General features: G+C 69.2%; 19 protein-coding genes. 14 read left to right on the top strand and 5 right to left on the bottom strand.

Features of this window, described 5'->3' with window-relative positions; translation table 11 throughout:
* Positions 1-213: 213 nt before the first annotated feature.
* The 4 genes from CY652_RS17105 to CY652_RS17090 all read left to right on the top strand — a co-directional run bounded on the left by CY652_RS17105 (position 214) and on the right by CY652_RS17090 (position 3,732).
* Complete coding sequence (locus tag CY652_RS17105) at positions 214-1,248, top strand: sulfate ABC transporter substrate-binding protein (protein WP_374703669.1); 1,035 nt, start codon at positions 214-216, stop codon at positions 1,246-1,248.
* A 51-nt stretch (positions 1,249-1,299) separates the two neighbouring features.
* Positions 1,300-2,154, top strand: coding sequence for a sulfate ABC transporter permease subunit CysT (cysT, locus tag CY652_RS17100; protein WP_102131899.1), 855 nt, complete (start codon positions 1,300-1,302; stop codon positions 2,152-2,154).
* Positions 2,151-3,038: a sulfate ABC transporter permease subunit CysW gene (cysW, locus tag CY652_RS17095; RefSeq protein WP_102131898.1), complete on the top strand. Its 888-nt coding sequence runs from the start codon at positions 2,151-2,153 to the stop codon at positions 3,036-3,038. The genes cysT and cysW overlap by 4 nt, the downstream gene beginning before the upstream one ends.
* An 88-nt stretch (positions 3,039-3,126) precedes the next feature.
* Positions 3,127-3,732, top strand: coding sequence for a LysE family translocator (locus tag CY652_RS17090; RefSeq protein ID WP_102131897.1), 606 nt, complete (start codon positions 3,127-3,129; stop codon positions 3,730-3,732).
* 91 nt (positions 3,733-3,823) lie between these two features.
* Here CY652_RS17090 and CY652_RS17085 read toward each other — a convergent pair whose 3' ends face one another.
* Positions 3,824-4,639 (bottom strand): ABC transporter substrate-binding protein, encoded by an 816-nt coding sequence (locus CY652_RS17085; protein ID WP_102131896.1) that lies wholly within the window; start codon positions 4,637-4,639, stop codon positions 3,824-3,826.
* A gap of 278 nt (positions 4,640-4,917) precedes the next feature.
* Here CY652_RS17085 and CY652_RS17080 point away from each other — a divergent pair, with 278 nt between their 5' ends.
* From CY652_RS17080 to CY652_RS17070, 3 genes are read left to right on the top strand one after another with little or no spacing between them, the layout of a single operon-like run.
* A complete protein-coding gene (locus CY652_RS17080; protein WP_102131895.1) occupies positions 4,918-8,202 on the top strand; it encodes an efflux RND transporter permease subunit in 3,285 nt (1,094 codons plus the stop codon).
* Positions 8,203-8,260: 58 nt separating this feature from the next.
* Positions 8,261-9,520 (top strand): efflux RND transporter periplasmic adaptor subunit, encoded by a 1,260-nt coding sequence (locus CY652_RS17075; protein WP_102131894.1) that lies wholly within the window; start codon positions 8,261-8,263, stop codon positions 9,518-9,520.
* Positions 9,521-9,545: 25 nt separating this feature from the next.
* Entirely contained in the window at positions 9,546-11,150 is a 1,605-nt protein-coding gene (locus CY652_RS17070) for an efflux transporter outer membrane subunit (RefSeq protein WP_102131893.1), read from the top strand.
* Here the strand turns inward: CY652_RS17070 and CY652_RS17065 are convergent.
* The 3 genes from CY652_RS17065 to CY652_RS17055 all read right to left on the bottom strand — a co-directional run bounded on the left by CY652_RS17065 (position 11,104) and on the right by CY652_RS17055 (position 13,935).
* The gene (locus CY652_RS17065) at positions 11,104-12,597 is read right to left on the bottom strand and encodes a heavy metal sensor histidine kinase (RefSeq protein ID WP_180970650.1); all 1,494 of its coding nucleotides are present in this window, start codon (positions 12,595-12,597) and stop codon (positions 11,104-11,106) included. The genes CY652_RS17070 and CY652_RS17065 overlap by 47 nt on opposite strands.
* Positions 12,594-13,271 carry a heavy metal response regulator transcription factor gene (locus CY652_RS17060; RefSeq protein WP_102131891.1) on the bottom strand — a complete coding sequence of 226 codons (678 nt, stop codon included), beginning with the start codon at positions 13,269-13,271 and terminating at the stop codon, positions 12,594-12,596. Before CY652_RS17060 ends, CY652_RS17065 begins: the two co-directional genes overlap by 4 nt.
* Before the next feature lie 91 nt (positions 13,272-13,362).
* Positions 13,363-13,935 carry a c-type cytochrome gene (locus CY652_RS17055; protein WP_102131890.1) on the bottom strand — a complete coding sequence of 191 codons (573 nt, stop codon included), beginning with the start codon at positions 13,933-13,935 and terminating at the stop codon, positions 13,363-13,365.
* Between the two features lie 276 nt (positions 13,936-14,211).
* On the opposite strand from CY652_RS17055, the gene ribBA reads away from it, so the two are divergent.
* Genes ribBA through CY652_RS17035 form a run of 4 tightly spaced genes read left to right on the top strand, consistent with a single transcriptional unit; the run spans position 14,212 to position 17,624 of the window.
* The gene (ribBA, locus tag CY652_RS17050) at positions 14,212-15,369 is read left to right on the top strand and encodes a bifunctional 3,4-dihydroxy-2-butanone-4-phosphate synthase/GTP cyclohydrolase II (protein ID WP_102131889.1); all 1,158 of its coding nucleotides are present in this window, start codon (positions 14,212-14,214) and stop codon (positions 15,367-15,369) included.
* A gap of 60 nt (positions 15,370-15,429) precedes the next feature.
* Positions 15,430-15,942 carry a 6,7-dimethyl-8-ribityllumazine synthase gene (gene ribH, locus CY652_RS17045; protein WP_102131888.1) on the top strand — a complete coding sequence of 171 codons (513 nt, stop codon included), beginning with the start codon at positions 15,430-15,432 and terminating at the stop codon, positions 15,940-15,942.
* Complete coding sequence (gene nusB / locus CY652_RS17040; RefSeq protein ID WP_102131887.1) at positions 15,939-16,373, top strand: transcription antitermination factor NusB; 435 nt, start codon at positions 15,939-15,941, stop codon at positions 16,371-16,373. The genes ribH and nusB overlap by 4 nt, the downstream gene beginning before the upstream one ends.
* A gap of 54 nt (positions 16,374-16,427) precedes the next feature.
* Positions 16,428-17,624 (top strand): pyridoxal phosphate-dependent aminotransferase, encoded by a 1,197-nt coding sequence (locus tag CY652_RS17035; protein WP_102131886.1) that lies wholly within the window; start codon positions 16,428-16,430, stop codon positions 17,622-17,624.
* Positions 17,625-17,758: 134 nt separating this feature from the next.
* On the opposite strand, the gene CY652_RS17030 is transcribed toward CY652_RS17035, so the two are convergent.
* A complete protein-coding gene (locus CY652_RS17030; RefSeq protein ID WP_102131885.1) occupies positions 17,759-18,886 on the bottom strand; it encodes a transglycosylase SLT domain-containing protein in 1,128 nt (375 codons plus the stop codon).
* A gap of 382 nt (positions 18,887-19,268) precedes the next feature.
* Between CY652_RS17030 and CY652_RS24120 the strand changes: the two genes are divergently transcribed.
* The 3 genes from CY652_RS24120 to CY652_RS17020 all read left to right on the top strand — a co-directional run bounded on the left by CY652_RS24120 (position 19,269) and on the right by CY652_RS17020 (position 21,859).
* Complete coding sequence (locus tag CY652_RS24120) at positions 19,269-19,481, top strand: hypothetical protein (protein WP_146010128.1); 213 nt, start codon at positions 19,269-19,271, stop codon at positions 19,479-19,481.
* Positions 19,478-21,052 carry a UbiD family decarboxylase gene (locus tag CY652_RS17025; RefSeq protein ID WP_102131884.1) on the top strand — a complete coding sequence of 525 codons (1,575 nt, stop codon included), beginning with the start codon at positions 19,478-19,480 and terminating at the stop codon, positions 21,050-21,052. The genes CY652_RS24120 and CY652_RS17025 overlap by 4 nt, the downstream gene beginning before the upstream one ends.
* 111 nt (positions 21,053-21,163) lie before the next feature.
* On the top strand, positions 21,164-21,859 hold the full coding sequence (locus CY652_RS17020) for a LysE family translocator (RefSeq protein WP_102131883.1): 696 nt from the start codon (positions 21,164-21,166) through the stop codon (positions 21,857-21,859).
* Positions 21,860-21,863 lie beyond the last annotated feature (4 nt).

Genomic DNA, 21,863 nt, shown 5'->3' with positions numbered 1-21,863 from the left:
TCGAGCACGGGGCGGTAGCGCGAACAGGAACGTTTTCGCCCCCCAGATTGCCGGACGGGGCGCGACCCCGGCAACAAGATGAGTAAATCTTGTTTATATATTCAATATATTCATTAGATTGCTTCGGGCATATCAACCTCAAAACTCCATCGTTTGATTTGGCTTTCCGACAGGCTATCCTCACCCCTCCCTTATTCTCCCCCCGCTTTTTTCATGACGATGCTGGCCACCTTGTCCGCCGCCTTTTCCAGATCGCGAAAAGCATTGCTCGCCGTCAGCCTCGTGCTCGCGGCGGCCCCCACCGCCTGGGCCGACACGACGCTGCTGAACGTGTCCTACGATCCGACCCGGGAACTGTACGCCGCCTACGACAAGCTGTTCTCGGCCTGGTACAAGCAGACGACGGGCACGGCCGTCACCGTGCGCACCACGAACGGCGGCTCGGGCGCCCAGGCGCGCCAGGTGCTTAACGGCCAGCAGGCTGACGTGGTCACGCTCGGCATCGCCTCGGACATCGACGCGCTCGCGAGCCACAACCTGCTGCGCAAGGACTGGCAGAAGCAGTTGCCCGACAACAGCACGCCCTACACGTCGACCATCGTGTTCCTCGTGCGCGCCGGCAACCCCAAGGGCATCCACGACTGGAACGACCTCGTGCGGCCCGGCGTCGGCGTCGTGACGCCGAACCCGAAAACCTCGAGCGGCGCGCGCTGGAACTACTTGGCCGCCTGGGCCTACGCGATGCGCCAGCCCGGCGGGAACGAGGCCAAGGCCGAGGCCTTCGAGAAGGCGCTGTATCACAACGTGAAGGTGCTCGATTCGGGCGCGCGCGGCGCGACCAACTCGTTCGTCGAGCGCGGCATCGGCGACGTGCTCGTGGCCTGGGAAGACGACGCGCTCCTGACCGTCAACAAGCTCGCGCCGGGCAAGTTCCAGATCATCGTGCCGTCCATCAGCATCCGCTGCGAGCCGCCCGTCGCCGTCGTCGACTCGGTGGTGGACCGGCGCGGCACGCGCGCGGCGGCCGAGGCCTACCTGAAGCATCTCTACTCGCCCGAAGCCCAGGCGCTCGTGGCGCAGAACTACTACCGCCCGTCGGACCCGACCGTGGCGGCGAAGTACGCGAAGGAATTTCCGGCCGTCAAGCTCATCAACATCGACGACCCCATGTTCGGCGGCTGGCATGACGCCCAGGTGAAGCACTTCGCCGACGGCGGCATCTTCGACCAGATCTTCCAGCCCAACTGACGACGCGCGCAACGCGCGCCCCGTCCGCGTTGCGCTTCCCCGACTTTTCGCATGTCCGCCGCTCTCGCCCGATTCCGCAGACGAAGCCCGTTGCCGGGCTTCGGGCTCTCGCTCGGCTACTCGACGCTCTACCTGAGCCTGATCGTCCTGATCCCGTTCGCCGTGATGCTCGCGCGCGCGTCGAGCTCGGGCTGGGCGGCGTTCGCGGCGGCGGTCTGGACGCCGCGCCTGCTGGCCTCCTACCGGCTCACGTTCGGCGCCTCGCTGCTCGCGGCCATCATCAACTCGGGGCTCGGCTTTCTCGTCGCGTGGATGCTCGCGCGCTACCGCTTTCCGGGCCGCCGCCTGCTCGACGCGCTGATCGACCTGCCGTTCGCGCTGCCGACCTCGGTGGCCGGCATCACGCTCGCGTTCATCTTCGGCCCGAACGGCTGGATCGGCCGGTGGTTCAACGCGTACGGCATCGGTCTCGCGTTCAACGCCTGCGGCATCGTGATCGCGCTCGTCTTCGTCGGCCTGCCGTTCGTGGTCCGCACGCTGCAGCCCGTCATCGAGGAACTCGGGACCGAGGAAGAGGAGGCCGCGGGCCTGCTCGGCGCGTCGCGCGGCCTCACGTTCCGGCACGTCATCTGGCCGGCGCTGCGCCCCGCCCTGCTGACGGGCTTCGGCCTCGCCTTCGCGCGCGGCGTCGGCGAATACGGCTCGGTCATCTTCATCGCGGGCAACCGGCCGTTCGTCTCCGAAATCACCTCGCTGCTCGTGATCACGAAACTCGAACAGTTCGACTTCACGGGCGCCGCGTCGATCGCCGTGGTCATGCTGGCCGTCTCGTTCCTCGTGCTCTTCTCGCTGAACCTCGCGCAGAAGTTCATGCTGCCCCGCTCGTCCGGAGGCGCCCAGCGATGAAGCCCGCCGCCCCGACCGAAACCCGGCCGCTCGTGCAGGAAAACGGCCGCGCGCATCCGCGCTCGCTCGTCGAACAGCTCACGACCGAACGTCCCGCGACCCGCCGCATCATCATCGCCGTCGGCGTCGCGTTTCTCGGCATCTTCCTCGTCCTGCCGCTCGTCGCGATCTTCTGGGCCGCGTTCGGCTCGGGCATATCGGGTTACTTCGCGGCGCTGAGCGACCCCGACGCCCTCTCGGCGATCGAGCTCACCGTCATCGTCGCGCTCATCTCCGTGCCGCTGAACACCGTGTTCGGGTTCGCGGTGGCGTGGGCCGTCGCCCGCTTCGACTTCTACGGCAAGAGCCTGCTCAAGACGCTGATCGACCTGCCGTTCTCGGTCTCGCCCGTCATCGCGGGGTTGCTGTTCATGCTGGCGTTCGGCGCCCAGGGGCCGCTGTGGCCGTGGCTCCAGGCCCATCACATCGACATCGTCTTCGCGCTGCCGGGGCTCGTGCTCGCGACGACGTTCGTCACGTTCTCGTTCGTCGCGCGCGAGCTGATTCCGCTGATGGAAGCGCAGGGCAGCGACGAGGAAGAAGCCGCCGTCGTGCTCGGCGCGTCGGGCTGGCAGATGTTCTGGCGCGTCACGCTGCCCCGCGTTCGCTGGGGCCTCCTGTACGGCATCACGATCACGAACGCGCGCGCGATGGGCGAGTTCGGCGCCGTGTCGGTCGTCTCGGGACACGTGCCGGGCGTGACCAACACGCTGCCGCTCTACGTCGAGGTCATGTACGACGACTACAACTTCGCGGGCGCGTTTGCGGCCGCATCGCTGCTCGCGATCGTGGCGATGGCGACGCTGGCCCTGAAGGGCGCGTTCGAACGCAAGCTGCGGCACTGACCGTCCGCCTCGCGCCCGGATGCCGCAGCGCCCGCTATCGCGGGCTGTGATAGAAAGACGGCTCTGCGTCCCTCTATCCCCCTCGCCCATGTTCTCCGCTCCGACCGCCGCATTGCTCGCCCTCGGCATTGCCGTCGTGCTCGTCACGCCGGGCCCCACCAACACGCTGCTCGCGGCCGCCGGATTGCGCCAGGGCCTGCGTCGCTCGATCCCGCTGACGGGCGCCGAACTTGCCGGCTATCTCGCGTCGATTTCGGTGTGGGGCCTGTTCCTCGCGCGGCTTGCGCACACGCTGCCGTGGCTGCCGCCCGTCGTGCGCATCGCGAGCAGCGTCTACATCGCCTGGCTCGCGCTGCGCATGTGGCGCACGTCGGCCCCGGCCGCCACGCCGCAACCGGGCATCGGCGCGCGCGCGCTGTTCGTCGCGACGCTGCTGAACCCGAAGGCCATCCTGTTCGCGAGCGCGATCTTTCCGGCCGCCGCGTTCGCGGGCCTGCCGGCCTATGTCGAGGCGATGGTGATCTTCGCGGCCCTGCTCGTGCCGATCGGTCTGCTGTGGATTGCGTTCGGCTCGCAGCTCGGCAGCGGCAGGCTCGCATGGCTCGACCCGTCGCGCGTCCAGCGCGGCGCATCGGTCGTGCTGGGCCTCTTCTCGCTGTCGCTGGCGTGGACGGTCTTTCGCCTGGCCTTGTGAGGCACCGGGCGGCGCGACGGCCGCCCGATAGAAAGCAGCCGGGCGAACTCGGCCGCGAAAAAACTCTGCCTTGAATCCCGACCCGCCTGCTTCAGTTCGAAGCCGTGATCGTGAAGTCGCGCGAGAGCGGCGACGGGCTGCCAGGACCGAACCACCGGTTGAAGATCTGCTTCGCCTGCCCGTTCTGCTCGGACGAGACGAGCGTCGCATCGACGACCTTCAGCAGGTTCGTCTCGCCCTTGGGCACCGCGATGCCGTACTTCTCGGTCGTGATGCGGAACGGCGCGATCTCGTAGTTCGCCTTGTCGGGCACGTTGCCGAGCAGGCCCGCCAGAATCGCGCCGTCCTGCGTGATCGTCTGCACGTTGCCGTTGCGCAGCGCCGTGAAGGCGAGCGGGATGTCGTCATAGGCCACGACGCTCGCCTGCGGGTAGCGATCGCGCACCGTGGCTTCCTCGGTCGTCCCCTTCACGGCGCCGACGCGCAGCGTCGCGAGCTGGCCCTCGGACGTGAGGACGCCCTTCTTCGACAGAAACTGCTGGCCCGTGACGAAGTACGGCGTGCTGAAGTCGACGACTTTGGCCCGGTCGTCGGTGATCGTCATCGCGGCCACGATCAGATCGACCTTGCCCGAGGTCAGGAGCGGAATGCGGTTGGCGGGGTTGGTCGCGGTCAGCTCGAGCTTCACGCCGAGCCGCTTCGCGATGAGCCGGGCGAAATCCACGTCGTAGCCGACGATCGTTTTGGCGCCGGTGTCCACCGAGCCGAACGGCGGATTGCTGTCGAATACCCCGACGCGCAGCACCCCTGCCTTCTTGATGTCGTCGAGCCGGTCGGCGTGCGCGACGCCCGACAGGAGGAAGAAGGAAGCCGTCGCGAACGAGAGGAGCCTGAGTAGTTTCGTCATGTTGATCGTTTTTCCGTTTTAGTGATGAAGCGCAGCGCGTCCGGCAACCGCGCCGGACTGCGGCCACGATAGGAAAAAACGTCGCCAGGGTGAACCAACTTATTCCCATAAGAACATCACCGGCCCCGGCGCAAGCTTTGCCGCGCACCGGCAGATAACAATTTTGTAATCCCGAAGTCACCCCGGGGTCAGTGCGAAGCCGCCAGACTGCCAACCTGTCATACCGCCGCGACGCACGCTCCAGGCGGTCCGCCCGCACTGCCTCCGGGGATTCAGCCATGTGGATTGTCAGGCTCGCGCTACGGCGTCCTTATACCTTCATCGTTCTCGCCATCCTGATCTTCATTGCCGGTCCGCTCGCGATCCTGCGCACGCCGACCGACATCTTCCCGAACATCGACATCCCCGTGGTCAGCATCGTCTGGTCCTACAACGGGTTCTCGGCCGAGGACATGGCGCACCGGATCACGTCGATCTACGAGCGCGCGCTCACCTCCGACGTCGACGACATCGAGCACATCGAATCGCAGTCGCTCAACGGCGTGGCGGTCGTGAAGGTCTTCTTCCACCAGGGCGCCGACATCAACCGTGCGATCGCCGAGGCCACGAGCAACTCCGAGTCGCTGCTGCACATCCTGCCGCCCGGCACGCTGCCGCCGAACATCATCACCTACAACGCCTCGACGGTGCCGATCCTGCAGCTCGGCCTCTCGAGCGACACGCTGCCCGAGCAGCAGCTCTACGACCTCGGCAACAGCTTCATCCGCACGCAGCTCGCCACGGTGCAGGGCGCGTCCGTGCCGCTGCCGTTCGGCGGCAAGATCCGCCAGATCATGGTCGACATCGACCCGCGCAAGCTGCAGGCCAGGGGGCTCTCGCCGCTCGACGTCGTCGATGCCGTCAACGCGCAGAACCTGGTCCTGCCGGGGGGCACCGCGAAGATCGGCACGCGCGAATACAACGTGCAGATGAACGGCAGCACGCAGACCGTCGAGGCGCTGAACGATCTGCCCATCAAGACGGTCGACGGCTCGGTGGTCTACGTGCGCGACGTCGCCCACGTGCGCGACGGCTACGCCCCGCAGACCAACATCGTGCGCAGCAACGGCAAGCGCGCCGCGCTGCTCACGATCGAGAAGTCCGGCGACGCCTCGACGCTCTCGATCATCAGCCAGGTGAAAGCCATGCTGCCGCACATCGCGGCGGGGTTGCCGGCGGCGCTCAAGATCACGCCGCTCGGCGACCAGTCGGTGTTCGTCGCCTCGGCGATCGCGGGCGTGGTGCGCGAGGCCGTCATCGCGGCCTGCCTCACCGCGCTCATGATCCTGCTGTTCCTCGGTAGCTGGCGCGCCACGCTCATCATCGCCGTCTCGATTCCGCTCGCGGTGCTGACCTCGATGACGGCGCTCGCCGCGCTCGGCCAGACCATCAACATCATGACGCTCGGCGGGCTCGCGCTCGCGGTCGGCATTCTCGTCGACGACGCGACCGTCGCCATCGAGAACATCACCCATCACCTCGAGAACGGCGAGCCGCTCGAGGACGCCATCCTGAACGGCTCGGGCGAGATCGCGGTACCCACCTTCGTCTCGACGCTGTCGATCTGCATCGTGTTCGTGCCGATGTTCCTGCTCTCCGGCGTCGCGCGCTATCTGTTCGTGCCGATGGCCGAGGCCGTGATCTTCGCGATGTGCGCGTCGTACTTCTTCTCGCGCACGCTCGTGCCGACGCTCGCCATGTACCTGATGCGCGCCCAGCGGCGCGGCACGCCCGCGGGCCGCGGCGTGCTCGCGCGGCTCGCGCGCTTCCAGGCCGGTTTCGAGCGCCGCTTCGAACAGTTGCGCCTGAACTACCGCGCGCTGCTCGAATGGGCCATCGCGCACCGCCGCCGTTTCCTGCCGGCCTTCGTGCTCGCCTGCTTCGCGTCGCTCACGCTGCTCGCGTTCACCGGCCGCGACTTCTTCCCGGCGGTCGACACGGGCGAAATCCGCCTGCACCTGCGCGCGCCGACCGGCACGCGCATCGAGCAGACTGCGCGCATCACCGACGAGGTCGAGGCGAAGATCCGCACCGTCATCCCGCAGTCCGAGCAAGGCTCGGTGCTCGACAACATCGGCATGCCGGTGAGCGGCATCAACCTGACCTACGACTCGTCGGACCCGATCGGCACCGAGGACGCCGACATCATGATCACGCTGAAGCCGGGCCACCGCCCGACCGCGCAGTACGTCGCGACGCTGCGCAACGTGCTCGCGAAATCGTTCCCGGGCGTGACCTTCGCGTTCCTGCCGGCCGACATCGTGAGCCAGATCCTCAACTTCGGCCTGCCCGCGCCCATCGACGTGCAGATCGTCGGCAACAGGCTCGCCGCGAACCGCGTGGTGGCCGACGCGCTGCTCGCGAAGCTGCGCGGCGTGCGCGGGCTCGTCGACGCGCGCATCCAGCAGCCCGGCGACGAGCCGGCCATCAACGTCGACGTCGACCGCACGAAGGCGATTCAGGCCGGGCTCACGCAGCGCCAGGTCTCGCAGAACATGCTGATCGCGCTTTCGGGCAGTTCGCAGACGACGCCGAACTTCTGGCTCGATCCGCGCAACGGCGTGAGCTATCCGCTCATGGTGCAGACGCCCCAGTACGACATCGATTCTCTGCAGGCGCTCGCCAACGTGCCGCTCACGACGAACGACGCGACCACGGCCCGCACGCCCGCGGGCGGCCCGGCGGCCGGCGCCGCGGCGCAGAACCTGCTCGGCACGCTCGGCACGTTCTCGCGCGGCACGCAGCAGGCCGTCATCTCGCACTACAACGTGCAGCCCGTGCTCGACATCTTCGCCTCGGTGCAGGGGCGCGACCTCGGCAGCGTCGCGAACGACGTGACGCGCATCGTGAACGCCGAGCGCGCGCAGTTGCCGCCGGGCTCGTCGATCGTGATCCGCGGGCAGGTGCAAGCCATGCACGACTCGTTCGCGGGGCTGCTCTCCGGGCTCGTGTTCGCCGTCGGGCTCGTTTATCTGCTGATGGTCGTGAACTTCCAGTCGTGGCTCGACCCGCTCGTCATCGTGAGCGGCCTGCCGGCCTCGCTCGCGGGCATCGCCTGGATGCTGTTCGCCACCGACACGACGCTCTCCGTGCCGGCGCTGACGGGCACGATCCTGTGTATCGGCATCGCGACGGCGAACAGCATTCTCGTCGTCAATACGGCTCGCGAAACGCTGCGCCGCGGCGTGCCGCCGCTTCAGGCCGCGCTCGAAGCCGGCTTCAGCCGCTTCCGCCCGGTGCTGATGACGGCGCTCGCCATGCTGATCGGCATGCTGCCGATGGCGCTCGGCCTCGGCGATGGCGGCGAGCAGAACGCGCCGCTCGGCCGCGCCGTGATCGGCGGCCTCGCGCTCGGCACCGTCTCGACGCTGATCTTCGTGCCGGTCGTCTTCGGCATGGTGCACGCGTGGCTCGAGAAGCGCGGCGCACGCCGCCGCGCCGCGCTGCCGCCGCCCGGCCCCGATGCGTCCGATGCGTCCGATGCCTCTTCCGCCACGCCCGATGCGCCGCCCGCCGCGCACTGACCGCGCGGCGCCCCTCGATGCAAGCCGAACCCCGATCCCACTTCGCCGACACCTCATCATGAACGACTTCAACGAACGGTCCCAGCCGGCGTCCACCGAAGCCGGCCCCTCCTCCGCCCCGCCGCAGCGCCCCGGCGCGCCGGGCGGCAACGGACGGCGCAAGGCCGCGTTCGCGCTCGTCGCGCTCGCCGCCGCACTGCTCGCCGTCGGCATCGTGCCGCGCATCCGGGCGAGCGAGGCGCTCACCGCGCAACGCGCCGCGCAGGGCACGCTGACCGTGTCGGTCGTGCGCCCGAGCCCCGCGCCGGCCGACCAGGACCTCGTGCTGCCGGGCGCCGCCATGCCGTTCGCGGACGCGTCGATCTACGCGCGCACGAGCGGCTACATCTCGCGCTGGAACACCGACATCGGCGCGCACGTGAAGGCCGGGCAACTGCTCGCGCTGATCGCCGCGCCCGACCTCGACGCGCAGTTGCGCCAGGCGCGTGCCGACGAGGCCGTCGCGCAGGCCAACTTCGACTACGCGAAAGTCACGGCGCAACGCTGGCAGGCGATGCTGAAAACGCAGTCGGTCGCGCAGCAGGACGCCGACACGAAGGCGAACGACATGGAAGCGAAGCGCGCGATGCTCGCGGCGGCGCAGGCCAACGTCGCGCACCTCGCCGAGCTCGTCTCCTACGAGCGCGTCACGGCGCCGTTCGACGGCGTCGTGACCGCGCGCAACGTCGACGTCGGCGCGCTCGTCACGGCGGGCGGCACGCCCGGCACTCCGGGCCTCTCGGGCGAGCTGTTCCACGTCGAGCAGGTCGACGCGCTGCGCGTGTTCGTCGACGTGCCGCAGGACAGCGCCGCCGACGTCACGACGGGCACGCCGGTCTACCTGAGCACGCAGCAGTATCCGGGACGGCGTTTCGCGGCCCGCGTCGCGCGCAGCGCCGGCGTCATCGATCCGGCGAGCCGCACGCTGCGCGTCGAGGTCGACGTCGACAACCGCGACGGCGCGCTGATGCCGGGCGGCTACGTCGAGGCCCATCTGCTGCTGCACTCGGCGACGCCCGCGCTCGAATTGCCCGTGAGCGCGCTGCTGTTCCGGCCTTCGGGCGTGACCGTGGCCGTCGTCGGCCCGGACGGCAAGACCGCGCTGAAGACCGTGCACATCGGCCGCGACTTCGGCACGCGCGTCGAGATTACCGACGGCCTGTCCCCGACCGACCGCGTGATCGACAACCCCGGCGACGCCATCACGGCCGGCGAGCCCGTGTCGATCGCCGCGGCCGCCGCTGCGGCGCCGGCGGCAACGCCGTCCCACCGTTCCTGAGGCCGCGCGTCGAGAGGATGCCACGATGTCCCCCCTGCCCCTGAATCGACTGATCCCGCCGTTCGCGCGCCGCGCGCTGCCGTCCGGCGTCGTCTGTGCGCTCACCTGCGCGCTCGCCGCCTGCTCGACGCTGCCGCCCTACTCGCGCCCGGGCGTCGACGTGCCGGCCCGCTACGCGGGCGCGCCGGCCGGCCAACCGGGCTGGAGCGTCGCCGCGCCTGCCGACGCGACGCCGCGCGGCCCCTGGTGGACCGTGTTCGGCGACGCCCGGCTCGACGCGCTCGAAGCGCGCGTCGACGTGTCGAACCAGACCGTCCTGAAAGCCGTCGCGAACCTCGAGGCGGCGCGCGCGATGGTCGACTACCAGCGCGCGGGCTTCCTGCCGACCGTGAGCGCGGGGCTCGCGCAAAACCGCTACCGGACCTCGCAGAACAAGCTCGGCTCGTCGCTCGCGGGCAAGACCGTGCCCGACTACTCGGTGGGGCTCGGCGCAAGCTGGGAACCCGACGTGTTCGGCCGCATCCGCGACGAGGTCGCCAACGCAAAGGCCAATGCCGAGGCAAGCGCCGCCGACCTCCAGGCCGTGAAGCTCTCGATGAGCGCGCAGCTCGCGCTCGACTACTTCGACCTGCGCTCGCTCGACGCGCAAAAGCGGTTGCTCGACGACACGGTGCGCGCTTATGCCGACGCGCTGCGCCTGCTCCGGCAGCAGTTGAAGAACGGCGCGATCGACGCGTCCGCCGTCGCCGACGCGCAGGCCCAGCTCGACAACACGCTGACCCAGGACAGCGACATCGACGTATTCCGCGCCCAGTTGCAGCACGCGATCGCCACGCTGATCGGCACGCCCGCCTCGAGCTTCTCGCTGCCGCCCGACCCGCGCCCGCTCGCGGTGCCGGCGCTCCCCGCCGGCCTGCCCTCGGCGCTGCTCGAACGGCGGCCCGATATTGCTGCGGCGGAACGCCGGGTCGCCGCCGCAAACGCGCAGATCGGCGAGGCCCGCGCGGCGTTCTTCCCCGATCTGACGCTGAGCGCCACGGCCGGGTTCGAAAGCTCGTTCTTCTCGCCGTGGCTCACGGCGCCGAGCCTCTTCTGGGCGCTCGGTCCGCAGCTCGTCGGCACGCTGTTCGACGGCGGCCAGCGCAGCGCGACGCTACACGCGGCAAAAGCGCAGTACAGCGGCACGGTCGCCGACTATCGGCAGACCGTGCTCGTCGCGTTCCAGCAGGTGGAAGACAACCTCTCGGCGCTCGGCACGCTCGCCGACGAAGCGCAGAGCGAGGCGCGCGCGACCTCGGCCGCCGATCTCGCGCTGCGCCTGACGACGAACCGCTACGACGCCGGCGCGGTCAGCTATCTCGACGTCGTCGCCGCGCAGACGATCGCGCTCACGGACGAACGCACCGCCGAGCAGATCGCCGGCCGGCGCATGGACGCGAGCGTGCAGTTGCTCGAGGCGCTCGGCGGCTCGTGGTGGCTGGCCAACCAGCGCGCGACGGCAACCGGCGCGGCCGGACAACCGTCGGGAAAAACCGCGCCGGCCGGCTCGACGGCGAAAGCCCCGGCGGCATCCGCCGCCGGCCTCACGTCGCCGCGGGAACCGGACGGCCGCCCGGGAACGACAGGATGAAGCGCGTGCCGGTTTCGTCGCTCTCGGCGCGCGCCGTGCCGCCGTGCAGCTCCATCACCATGCGCACGATGGCGAGGCCGAGCCCGGCCGGGCTGCCCGAGCCGGGCGCGTCGCGCGAACTCGTGCGCGACGGGTCGACGCGATAGAAGCGGTCGAAGATGCGCTCCAGATGGGCTTCGTCGATGCGCGAGCCCGGGTTCGCCACGACGACGTCGAAGCGCTCGCCGCGCGAGCAGGCCTGCAGCTTGATGACGCCGCCGCGCGGCGTATGGCGCAGCGCGTTGGCGAGCAGGTTGCTCACGGCGCGGCGGAACAGCTCGAGGTCGGCGCTCAGGCTGCCGCCGCCCGTCACGCGCAGCGCGAGGCCCGCCTCGTCGGCGAGCCCCTCGAAATAGCCGGCGATGCGCTGCAGCTCCTCGTGCGTGTCGATCTCCCGCATGTTCGTCACGAACTGAGGATGCTCGGCGCGCGCGAGAAACAGCACGTTCTCGATCATGCGCGAAAGCCGTTCGGCTTCTTCGAGATTCGAGGCGAGCAGCGCCTGGTATTCGTCGACCGAGCGCGGGCGGGCCAGCACGACCTCGGTGGCGCCGCGGATGTTGGCGAGCGGCGTGCGCATGTCGTGCGCGAGATCGGCCGTGAACTGCGACAGATGCTGGAACCCGGACTGCAGGCGCGCCAGCATCGCGTTGAGCGCGGTCACGAGCCGCTCGAGCTCGCGCGGCACGCGCGCGAGTTCGATGCGGGTGTCGAGCCGGTTGACCGTCACCTGCCCGGCGTGCGCCGCGATATCGCGCAGCGGCCGCAGCACGGCGCGGATCAGCAGGTAGCTGAGCAGCATCGTGAACAGCGCGCCGACCGTGCCCGCCAGCTCGAGCTTGTCGCGATAGCGGTCGAGCAGCAGCCAGCGGTCGTGCATGTTGCGCGAGATCGAGATGGTGACGGCCTCGCCATCGCCCAGCAGCGCGCCGACCGTCACGTTGTGGATCGGCGTGCCGTCGGCCGTGCGCGATTCGACGATGGCGTCCGTCGTGATGCGCGCGGTGGCCGGCACCGGCCGCGTGCCGGGCGGCGGCGCGGCGACGACGGACGCGGCCCGGCCCGGGCCGGCCACGCCCGGACGGCCGGAGCCGGCGCCGGGCGCGCCGCCCTCGTGCTCCACGAGCACGTGTCCCGCGCGGTCGGCGATGGTCATCGACAACGCCTCGTTGCCGAGCACGACGCTCGACAGCCGGTCCGCGTGCGCGACGACGAGCGCGGGAGAATCGAGCTCCTGCGCAAGACGCCGCACGTGGCGGGCCGCCAGCACGACGTCGAGATCGTCCTGCGTGCGCACCTCGTGGCTCAGCGCGACATAGACGTAGCTGCCCACGAGCGTGAAGATGATGAGCGTGGTCGCGCCGAACGCCAGCGCGAGCGTGACGGTGAGCGAGCGCCCTCTCATCAGGCCGCGCCCTTCGGCTCCAGCACGTAGCCGACGCCGCGGACCGTGTGAATCAGCTTGACGGGATAGCCGTCGTCGATCTTCGTGCGCAGACGGCGGATGGCCACTTCGACGACGTTCGTGTCGCTGTCGAAGTTCATGTCCCAGACGTACGAGGCGATCTGCGTGCGGCTCAGCACCTCGCCGTGGCGGCGCGCGAGCAGTTGCAGCAGCGAGAATTCGCGCGGCGTGAGGTCGATGCGCGTCTGGCCGCGCTTCACGCGCCGGCGCAGGACGTCCATTTCCAGATCGCCGACCACGATGCGCTCCGTTTCGCGCGGCGGTCCCCGCCGCGCCAGCGTGCGCACGCGCGCAAGCAGTTCGACGAACGCGAACGGCTTCACGAGGTAGTCGTCGCCGCCGAGCTCGAGGCCGTGCACGCGGTCGGTCACGTCGTCGCGCGCCGTGAGGAACAGCACGGGCGTCGACTTCGTCGCGCGCAGCCGGCGCAGCACGGTCCAGCCGTCGAGCACCGGCAGCATCACGTCGAGCACGATCACGTCGTAATCCTCTTCCTGGGCGAGCAGCAGGCCCTCGCCGCCGTCGGATGCGAGATCGACGGCATAGCCCGATTCCTCGAGCCCCTTCTTCAGGTAGGCGCCGGTCTTCGACTCGTCTTCGATTACCAGGATTCGCATGTCATGCTCCGATCGTCCCCTCCGTCCGCGCTCATCTTACCGGCATCGCCGGCGCCGCGCGAAGACAGGGAGGCGCCGGGCGACGCGCCCGCTAACCCGCGGGTTTGGCGTCGCCGCCGCGATCGTTGCCGCCGCCGGCGCGGCCCGTCAGCGCGTCGTAATCGCTCGCGCTGATGCCGCGCGCATGGAACAGGAACGCCGCCGTCTGCCAGATGGTCGCGTCCGATTGGGTCTTGCCGAACGACGGCATCGCCGTCATGTTCACGCCGTGCTTGATGGTCCAGAACATCAGCCGCGGGTTGTTGCGGCGGCTCGCCGAGAGCAGCAGCGGCGCGGCAGGCTCGATGCCCTGGCGGATCGGGCTCGGCGCGCGGTCGGGCGCGCCGTGGCAGACCGCGCAGGTCGAATCGTAGAAACGCGCGCCGGCCCGGATGTTGTCGAGCGACATCAGGTCCGCCGGCACGACGATGCCGCTCGCATGGCGGTGCAGCGACGCCTCGTAGGTCCGGTGCACCGCCCAGGCGAAGAGCGGGTTGTCCTTCGAGCTGGCGGACACGTCGTAGACGCCCGAATAGATGAACGCGAGGCCGCCGGCGACCGCGAGGCCGATCATGACGCACACGGTGACGACAACGACTGCGAAGGTTCGACGATGCCCGGACATGGCGCGGATCTCCGTAAGCGGTAAGGACGCGGGGGACCATGGACGGCGTGCGCGGGGCCGAAACCGGCCGCCCGCGCCGACGCCGCATGCATGCTAACGTGCCGCGCGTGACCCGTCACCCGTCGGCCTGATTACGTTTTTGTCATTTTTCGCGCGGCGCGGGGCCCACCGCCGGCCGGCCGCGGGTCGGGCCGGCCGGCCCGCATTTCGCCGTTTCCGGGGCGACGCGCCTGTCCGCCTGGCGTAAAATACGCCCTTTCCCGAAAGATTCCCGACATGACGCTCGCCTCCACCCCCGAAATCATCGCCGAACTGAAAGCCGGCCGGATGGTGATTCTCGTCGACGAAGAAGACCGGGAAAACGAGGGCGATCTCGTCATCGCGGCGGAATGCATCACGCCGGAAGCGATCAATTTCATGGCGCGCTACGGCCGCGGCCTGATCTGCCTGACGCTCACGCAGGAACGTTGCGAGCAGCTCAACCTGCCGCTCATGACCTACCGGAACGGCACGCAGTACGGCACCGCGTTCACGGTCAGCATCGAGGCCGCCGAGGGCGTGACGACGGGCATTTCCGCCGCCGACCGCGCGCGCACCGTCGCGGCCGCGGTCGCGCGCGACGCGCGGCCCGAGCACGTCGTCCAGCCCGGCCACGTGTTTCCGATCATGGCGCAGCCCGGCGGCGTGCTCGTGCGCGCGGGCCACACCGAGGCCGGCTGCGACCTGACGGCCCTCGCGGGCCTGACGCCGGCCGCCGTCATCTGCGAGGTCATCAAGGACGACGGCACGATGGCGCGCCTGCCCGACCTGATCGAATTCGCGCGCGAGCACGGCCTCAAGATCGGCACGATCGCGGACCTGATCCACTACCGCAGCCGCACCGAGTCGATCGTCGAGCGCGTTGCCGAGCGCACCATGCAGACGGCGCACGGCCCGTTTCGCGCCATCATGTATCTCGACCAGCCCACGCGCTCGCCGCACATCGCGCTCGTGCGCGGCACGCCGACGCCGGAATCCGACACGCCCGTGCGCGTACACGAGCCGCTCTCGGTGCTCGATCTGCTCGAAGTCAGTTCGTCGGCCCACTCGTGGACGCTCGACGCCGCGATGAAGGAAATCGCCGCGCGCGAGCTCGGCGTGATCGTGCTGCTCAACTGCGGCGACACGAAGGAACATCTGATCGACGTCTTCCAGGCGTTCGGCGAGAAGGAGCGCGCCGAGGCGCTCGCGCGCCGCCCGGTTGACTTCAAGACCTACGGCATCGGCGCGCAGATCCTGCGCGAGCTCGGCGTAGGCCGCATGCAGGTGCTCTCGAAGCCGCGCCGGCTCGGCAGCATGTCGGGCTACGGGCTCGAAGTCACGGGCTTCGTCCCGATGCCGGGCGGCACGCCCGAAGCCGCGTGCCCGGCCGAAGCCGACGCACCGCATGCCTGAACCGCTACGCCCGCCCCCTTTCTCGCGCTACCGCGCTTAACCCGACACTACGGACACTTCATGGAAATCGGACAATACCAACCGAACCTCGACGGCGACGGCCTGCGCATCGGCATCGTCCAGTCGCGCTTCAACGAACCCGTCTGCAACGGCCTTGCCGACGCCTGCATCGAGGAACTCGAACGCCTCGGCGTCGTGGGCGAGGACGTGCTGCTCGTCACGGTGCCGGGCGCGCTCGAAATCCCGCTCGCGCTGCAAAAGCTCGCCGAAAGCGGCCAGTTCGACGCGCTGATCGCGCTCGGCGCGGTGATCCGCGGCGAGACCTACCACTTCGAACTCGTCTCGAACGAAAGCGGCTCGGGCATCTCGCGCGTGGCGCTCGACTTCGGCGTGCCGGTCGCCAACGCGGTGCTCACGACCGAGACCGACGAGCAGGCCGTCGCCCGCATGACCGAAAAGGGCCGCGACGCGGCGCGCGTCGCGGTCGAGATGGCCAACCTTACGGTCGCGCTCGAGCAGCTCGACGGCGACGAGGAAGACGAGGACGAGGCCGGCGAAGAGGAAGAGCAATGAAGAGCGCGCGCCGCCGCTCCCGCGAACTGGCCACGCAGGGGCTGTACCAGTGGCTGCTCTCGGGCGTGCCCGCGAGCGAGATCGACGTGCAACTGCGTGGCGCGCAGGGCTACGAGAAGGCCGACCACGAGCACCTCGAGGCGATCCTGAACGGCGTGATCCGCGACGCCGACGCGCTTTCCGCCGATATCACGCCGTTTCTCGACCGGCCGATCGACCAGCTCTCGCCGGTCGAACGCGCGATTCTGCTCGTCGCGACGTTCGAGCTGCGCCATCACGTCGACGTTCCGTACCGCGTGGTCATCAACGAGGCCGTCGAGATCGCGAAGACGTTCGGCGGAGCCGACGGCTACAAGTACGTCAACGGCGTGCTGGACAAGCTCTCGGCCCAGTTGCGCGCGACCGAGGCTCAGGCGGCGCGCCGGTCCTGAAGCCTTCGGGACCGAAGCCGCCGCCATTTCCGGGAAGTCCGCAGAAAACACCCCATGAACCTCGTTGCCGAACCGTTGCTGCGGCTTGCCGCCCGCGTCGACGCAATCCAGCCGTTCTACGTCATGGAGCTCGCCAAGGAAGCCGCGAAGCTCGAGCACGCGGGACGCGACATTATCCACATGGGCATCGGCGAGCCGGACTTCACGGCGCCGGAGCCGGTCGTGGAGACCGCGACGGCCGCGCTGCGCCGCGGCGTCACGCAATACACGAGCGCGCTCGGCCTGCCCGCGCTGCGCGAGGCGATTGCGGCCCACTACGCGCGCACCTCGGGCCTTTCGATCGACCCGGCCCGCGTGATCGTCACGGCCGGGGCGTCGGCCGCGCTGCTGCTCGCCTGCGTGGCGCTCGTCGATCGCGACGACGAAGTGCTGATGCCCGACCCCTGCTATCCGTGCAACCGGCACTTCGTCGCGGCGGCAGAAGGCCGTCCGGTGCTCGTGCCGAGCGGCCCCGGGACACGCTACCAACTGAGCGCCGCCGACGTCGCGCGCCATTGGACGCCGCGCACGCGCGGCGTGCTGCTCGCCTCGCCGTCGAACCCGACCGGCACCTCGATCGAGGCCGGCGAACTCGAGCGCATCGTCGAGGCCGTGCGTGCGCGCGGCGGCTTCACGATCGTCGACGAGATCTACCAGGGCCTCAGCTACGACGCGCCGCCCGTCTCCGCGCTATCGCTCGGCGAGGACGTCGTCACCGTGAACAGCTTCTCGAAGTACTTCAACATGACGGGCTGGCGGCTCGGCTGGCTCGTGGTGCCGACGGCCCTCGTCGGCGCGTTCGAGAAGCTCGCGCAGAATCTCTTCATCTGCGCGTCGGCGCTCGCCCAGCACGCGGCGCTCGCCTGCTTCGAACCCGACACGCTCGCGATCTACGAATCGCGCCGCGCGGAGTTCAGGCGCCGACGCGACTTCATCGTGCCGGCGCTCGAGTCGCTCGGCTTCTCGGTGCCCGTCAGGCCGGACGGCGCGTTCTATGTTTACGCCGATTGCACCGGCGTCGCCCATCCGGCCGCCGGCGACAGCGACGCGCTCACGCGCGCGATGCTGCACGAGGCGGGCACGGTCATGGTGCCGGGCATGGATTTCGGCGTCGCGGCGCCGCACCGCCACGTCCGGCTCTCCTACGCGACCGCGTACGCGCGGCTCGAGGAAGCGGTCGAGCGGTTGCGGGAACTGTTCGGCCGTCGTTGAACGCCCTCCGCCGGGGAGAAATTTCCTGGAGCAACAACGACAAAGGCACCTCGAGGGTGCCTTTGTCGTTTTGCGCGCCGAGGCGGCGGGTCGCCGGCCGGAACGCGGGAAATGAGGGGAACCGGGAAGCCGGCTTATGCGCCCAGTTCCGGCCCCTGGACGCGCGACTTGCGCGCGTTCACGCTCGCGTCGTCCTGCTCGGTCGCCTTGACAGGCATGGCCGCCGCCGTCTTTTCCGTCAGCGGATGCGCGCCGTCGAGCGACGCCCGCACACGCTTGTCCGACGCCTTGACGACCGGGGCTGCGGGCGCCTGCGGCGCGTTCACCGGCACGTTAACGCCGCGCGCGACGGCGCGCAGGCGTGCGCGCTCGGCCATCACCTTGGCGCCGTAGCCGCCGTCGTCCTGCGAGGTCGAGCCGACGTAGAGACGCAATCCGCCCGGCAGCGAACCGCCGCGCGCGATGCAGTCCTTCAGCACGAGCGCGCCGACCTTGATGTTTGCGAGCGGATCGAGCGCCGCGCTCTGGCCGCCGAAATACTGGAACTTGTCCGAGTGGACCTTCGACATGACCTGCATCAGGCCCTGGGCGCCCACGCCGCTCTCCGCATACGGGTTGAAGCCCGATTCGATGGCCATCACGGCCAGCAGCAGCAGCGGGTCGAGACCGACCTGGTGCCCCGTGTCGAATGCCGCCTTCACGAGTTCGGCCACGGGCTCCTCGGCCACGCGGTAGCGGCGCGACAGGTACGAGGCGACGAGCGCCTGCTCGCGCGCCGACACGAGCACGCGGTCGTCGCGGGCGTCCGGCACGATGTTCTGCGACGGGATCATCCGCGCGAGGTCGCTCACGTTCGGCAGCGTGCGCGGGTCGAGCCCGTTCAGGGCGACGGCATTGAGCACCGTCGGGTTCGTGCCGGCGTCGGCCGTCGCAGCCATCGGCAGGTTGCCGCCCGTCGCCTGGGCGATGGGGCCGTCCTGCTCGTCGGCGCCCTGCGGCGCGAACGACGGCAGCGGATTGCCCTCCAGCAGACGGGCCGGGCCGGCTTCCACGGCCGCCGTGACGAACGGCATCATCCGGGCGGCCAGCGTGCCGCGCCAGGTGGGCATCAGCCAGACGGCGAGCGCGAACAGAACGGCTACGCCGCCGACGATGCTGAACAGATTGTGGCTAAGCCGCGTCCCGCGGCGCAGCAGCGCACGCAGACCTTGGGCGAGCCGGTCGTCGGCACGCCACGACAGCCACGATAACCAAGTATTCATTCACAGATCTCCCATGTTGCATGATCCGTGAACGGATGGTCGGCATGAGCCGGCAAACCGTTCGCAGGATCAAGACGCCGCGCGCTCTGGTCGGTGCGGCAGCGGCGTCGGGAACACGGCATGCGCCGTCTGTGGAACCGTCAGGCAAAGCCATTGGCATGCCATGGCGGCATGCGCGGAGGTTCTCACACGAAAAAGCCAGCTCGACAAAGCGGCGCTGGCAAGGACAACCAATCTAGACCGTATGGAGCCGTGCAGGGGATCGGCTAAACGGCGACGCGTCGCGTCTGAAGGACCGGGGGCATTGGTTAAAATTTCAAGCCCTGCAACCAGTGTGCACGGATTCTAGCAGGGTTTTATAGATCGTCAACACTATAGAACGATGAAATCATTACTAATTGTGATAACGAACGCCGTTCATCTCGACAAGAATGGCGCCCTGAGCGCGTTTCCGGCCGGCTCGTCAATCGACTGTCAGCGTGGCTTCGGCAACGCAGGTAAAATCGACAATTCCATCACCGCGTTTGCCGGGGTAGGCAGTGCCGGCCGCGATCTCCAGCCTCCGCGCGACGCGGCCCCGATCCGCCTTCAATGAAATACAAAGATCTGCGCGACTTCGCCGGTCGCCTCGAGACCCAGGGCGAGCTACGCCGCATCTCGCACCCGGTATCCCCCTTCCTGGAAATGACCGAACTGTGCGACCGCGTGCTGCGCGCGGGCGGCCCGGCCCTGCTGTTCGAGAACCGCGAACGCCATGCGTTTCCCGTGCTCGGCAACCTGTTCGGCACGCCGCGCCGCGTCGCGCTCGGCATGGGCATCGACGCGCCGGAAAGCGCGGGCGACGGCGCGGCGCTCGAATCGCTGCGCGACGTCGGGCGCCTGCTCTCGGCGCTAAAGGAGCCCGAACCGCCGCGCGGACTCAAGGACGCCGGCAAGCTGCTCACGCTCGCGAAGGCGGTCTGGGACATGGCGCCGAAAACCGTCAGCGCGCCGCCGTGCCAGGAAATCGTCTGGGAAGGCGAGGACGTCGATCTCGCGAAGCTGCCCATCCAGACCTGCTGGCCCGGCGACGCCGGCCCGCTCGTCACCTGGGGGCTCACCGTCACGCGCGGCCCGAACAAGACGCGCCAGAACCTCGGCATCTACCGCCAGCAGATGATCGGCCGTAACCGGCTCATCATGCGCTGGCTCGCGCATCGCGGCGGCGCGCTCGACTTCCGCGAATTCGCGCTCCGGAATCCGGGTCTGCCCTATCCGGTCGCCGTCGTGCTCGGCGCCGATCCGGCGACGATACTAGGCGCCGTCACGCCGGTGCCCGACACGCTCTCCGAATACCAGTTCGCCGGCCTGCTGCGCGGCGGCCGCACCGAGCTCGCGAAGTGCCTCACGCCCGGCGTCGACACGCTGCAGGTGCCGGCACGCGCGGAGATCGTGCTCGAAGGCTTCATTTATCCGCAGCGCGGCGAGCCCGAAGCGGCGCCCGCCGGCGCGCCGCCGCGGCCGGCGAAAGGCGCGAGCGCCGCCTACGAACACGCGCTCGAAGGCCCCTACGGCGACCACACCGGCTACTACAACGAACAGGAGTGGTTTCCGGTCTTCACGGTCGAGCGGGTCACGATGCGCCGCGACGCGATCTACCACTCGACCTACACCGGCAAGCCGCCCGACGAACCGGCCGTGCTCGGCGTCGCGCTCAACGAGGTGTTCGTACCGCTTCTGCAGAAGCAGTTCCCCGAGATCACCGACTTCTACCTGCCGCCCGAGGGCTGCAGCTACCGGATGGCGATCGTACAGATCAGGAAGAGCTACCCGGGCCATGCGAAACGGGTCATGTTCGGCGTCTGGAGCTTCCTGCGGCAATTCATGTATACGAAGTTCATCGTCGTGGTCGACGACGACGTGAACATCCGCGACTGGAAGGAAGTGATCTGGGCGATCACGACGCGCATCGACCCGGCGCGCGACACCGTCCTCGTCGAGAACACGCCGATCGACTATCTGGACTTCGCCTCGCCCGTGGCCGGTCTCGGTTCGAAGATGGGTCTCGACGCCACCAACAAGTGGCCCGGCGAAACGAGCCGCGAGTGGGGCCGGGCCATTGCGATGGACGCGGCCGTGAAAGAGCACATCGACCGGCTGTACGACAAGCTCGGGTTGGGACGTTAGTTACTAATAGAGCGATAGAGAGACCGGGGCGGACGAGATAGTCCCGGCCCGCTTTCCCCACCCGACCGCCTGGCCCGGCCCACCGCCGGTCCGTCCGCTTTCTTCGCCCGCATGCCTCACCTGTCCCTGTTGTCCGACGGATTTCTGCTGTCGCTGTCGTTGTGCCTCGATATCGGCCTCGTCAACGTCGCAATCATCTCGCGCACGCTCTCGCACGGCTTCAGGCCCGGCTTCTGGCTCGGCCTCGGCTCCTGCTTCGGCGACCTGACCTATGCCGCGCTCGCGCTGGCCGGCATGGCCGCGCTGCTGCAATTCACGGCGGTACGCTGGATTGTCTGGATCGGCGGCGCGATTGTCCTGCTCATGCTCGCCTGGAAGATGGCGCGCGAGGCACTGCAGCCGGCCGGCGCGCCGCCCGTCGAAGCGGCGGTCGAAGGCAAGGCCGGCGAACCCGTGCCGCAGCCGGGTCCGTGGCGCGGCTTCGCGCGCGGCGTACTGCTGGCCTTGTCCTCGCCGAGCGCAATCCTCTGGTTCGCCGCGGTCGGCGGCGCGCTGATCGCGAAATCGGGCGCCACCGGCGGCACCACGGCGGCCGTCTTTCTCTTCGGCTTCTTCATGGGCGGCCTGGCCTGGACCGTTTTCCTCTGCACGCTCGCGAGCCACGGCCGCAAGCGGGCCGGCGCCGGGCTGCTGCGCGTCTGCCACCTGCTCTCGGCGTTGCTCTTCGCGTATTTCTCGTACAGCGTGATCGTGAACGGATACCACGAGCTGATTGCGCACGAGGCACCCGCCGCGCAACGGTCCTGACCGG

It is taken from the genome of Burkholderia sp. WAC0059 (assembly GCF_002870125.1).
In the GTDB taxonomy this organism is placed as follows: domain Bacteria; phylum Pseudomonadota; class Gammaproteobacteria; order Burkholderiales; family Burkholderiaceae; genus Paraburkholderia.
The sequence above is the reverse complement of the archived record's forward strand: the minus strand, read 5'-3'. Positions and strand labels throughout refer to the sequence as shown.